Source organism: Paenibacillus maysiensis, assembly GCF_000520815.1.
Taxonomy (GTDB): Bacteria; Bacillota; Bacilli; order Paenibacillales; family Paenibacillaceae; genus Paenibacillus; species Paenibacillus maysiensis.
This window is the reverse complement of record NZ_ASRY01000342.1, coordinates 1-1,552: the sequence shown is the minus strand read 5'-3', so window position 1 is coordinate 1,552 and position 1,552 is coordinate 1. Positions and strand designations below refer to the sequence as shown.

The following is a 1,552-nucleotide window of genomic DNA, read 5'->3' as shown; positions in this document are numbered from 1 at the left end:
AGATGTGATTGTGAAGCGGTATATTGCCCACGTTGGTAGCGATAGCAATGTATATTTGATTCGGGAAGGTAACCAATATAGTCATCAAGAAGTAGTTGCTGAGCCAGAATTAGAGAATCGTAGTTAACCTTTTCTCAATAAAAGTGTAGATATAAATACAATTGCAGCGAACAAGGAGACACTGAAGCTAACTATTGCATAAGTTTTTCGATTTGCTTTAAATTCGGAGATGCCAGAAAATAAAAACATGAGGCTGAGAAAAAGCTGTGTAAGTGATGGCGAAAATCGATTGTTACCAGGATAAGCAAGAGACAAAAGGGATGTGATTATAACAACAGCAGCACATGAAAATTTAAGAATTTGATATATATTCATTTTTTTGATCATAGGTCTACTCCCCTTTCCCATTTAGTTTATTATACGGTGAAATCCTATTATACAGTATTATGCAACTATTTAGTTAGAAATGGTAAGGAATATGTTTTTCAAGAAGTCGTTGCTGAGTCGGCAAGGTCAGAGGTATCATGTGCTGACTAAACCGAAAGGGTGATTCAATTGGGTAAGGTAAAAGTGAATATGGTAGTTCGATTCCTGAAGGGCATGCAAGCCGAAAAGGTCAATGTGCTAGGGGCTGAGGAAGCTCAGGAAGACAATGAGTTGATTCAGAAGGTGATTGAGGATATCGAGTTGTTTTACGAGGCTGAATTGGAAGGGTAATACATATGGGGAATGGCTGATCGTTGGCTGTTCCCTTTTTTTGCGATGGAGGTGACAGAATGAGCAAGAACAATAACAATCCCAAAAGAAACAAGCCTAAAATACTGACCAAATATGATCAATTTGTTGTGCCAAGGCTCAGGGATATCCCCATTTGGGTACGTGAAGGAGCCACAGATGAGGAGATAGCAAAACGACTGAACATTCATATTTGGACACTAGGCGATTATCGCAGGAAGCATCCCAAATTTGCTGAAGCATTAGAACGTCCAACCAAGTGGGAAACACATGTATATCCTAGACTAGCGGAGATTCAGCAATGGTTTGAAGAAGGAATGAACGCAGAGGATATCATCAGGAAACTTGATATAGGTAAAACCACTTGGTACGAATATATAGATAAGCATCCGATGCTGGCTGAACTAGTCAAATGGAGCAGATCTGTCCCTATCTCACACGTGGAAAATTCACTTTTGAAAGCTGCAACGGGGTATGAATATGAAGAAATAAAAACGATTATTGAAGAGGACAAAAATGGAAAAAAGAAGACGCGTATCGAGAAGGTAAAACGATATCAGCCTCCCAATCCGACAGCGATGATCTTCTACTTAAAGAACCGCGCACCCAACGAGTGGAATGATCGACGTGAGCTGGTAGTCAATACGAAGGCACTGGAACAGGAACGAAAGCAGCTATTTTTGGATATGATTGAAGCCGATGTAGTGGATGCCGACTATGAAGCTATCGAGGAATCGGTCGAGATTGAGGAAGGATACGTAGAGCCGGATAATTCGCAGTCATAACGTTATGCCGTCAGTATTTGTATAGATAAACG

The 1,552-nt window shown here is 40.4% G+C and carries 3 protein-coding genes; 2 read left to right on the top strand and 1 reads right to left on the bottom strand.

What is annotated here, in order from left to right; genetic code table 11:
• Window positions 1-123 precede the first annotated feature (123 nt).
• Complete coding sequence (locus L696_RS32420) at window positions 124-375, bottom strand: DUF3953 domain-containing protein (RefSeq protein ID WP_223264333.1); 252 nt, start codon at window positions 373-375, stop codon at window positions 124-126.
• A 180-nt stretch (window positions 376-555) separates the two neighbouring features.
• Here L696_RS32420 and L696_RS31345 point away from each other — a divergent pair, with 180 nt between their 5' ends.
• The gene (locus L696_RS31345; protein WP_162833931.1) at window positions 556-717 is read left to right on the top strand and encodes a hypothetical protein; all 162 of its coding nucleotides are present in this window, start codon (window positions 556-558) and stop codon (window positions 715-717) included.
• Between the two features lie 59 nt (window positions 718-776).
• The gene (locus tag L696_RS0127380) at window positions 777-1,520 is read left to right on the top strand and encodes a hypothetical protein (protein ID WP_025686487.1); all 744 of its coding nucleotides are present in this window, start codon (window positions 777-779) and stop codon (window positions 1,518-1,520) included.
• Window positions 1,521-1,552: the final 32 nt, after the last annotated feature.

Excerpts from the sequence above, each read along its gene's own strand:
- L696_RS32420 (WP_223264333.1), bottom strand. The coding sequence starts at position 375 with ATGAATATATATCAAATTCTTAAATTTTCATGTGCTGCTGTTGTTATA.
- L696_RS0127380 (WP_025686487.1), top strand. The coding sequence starts at position 777 with ATGAGCAAGAACAATAACAATCCCAAAAGAAACAAGCCTAAAATACTG.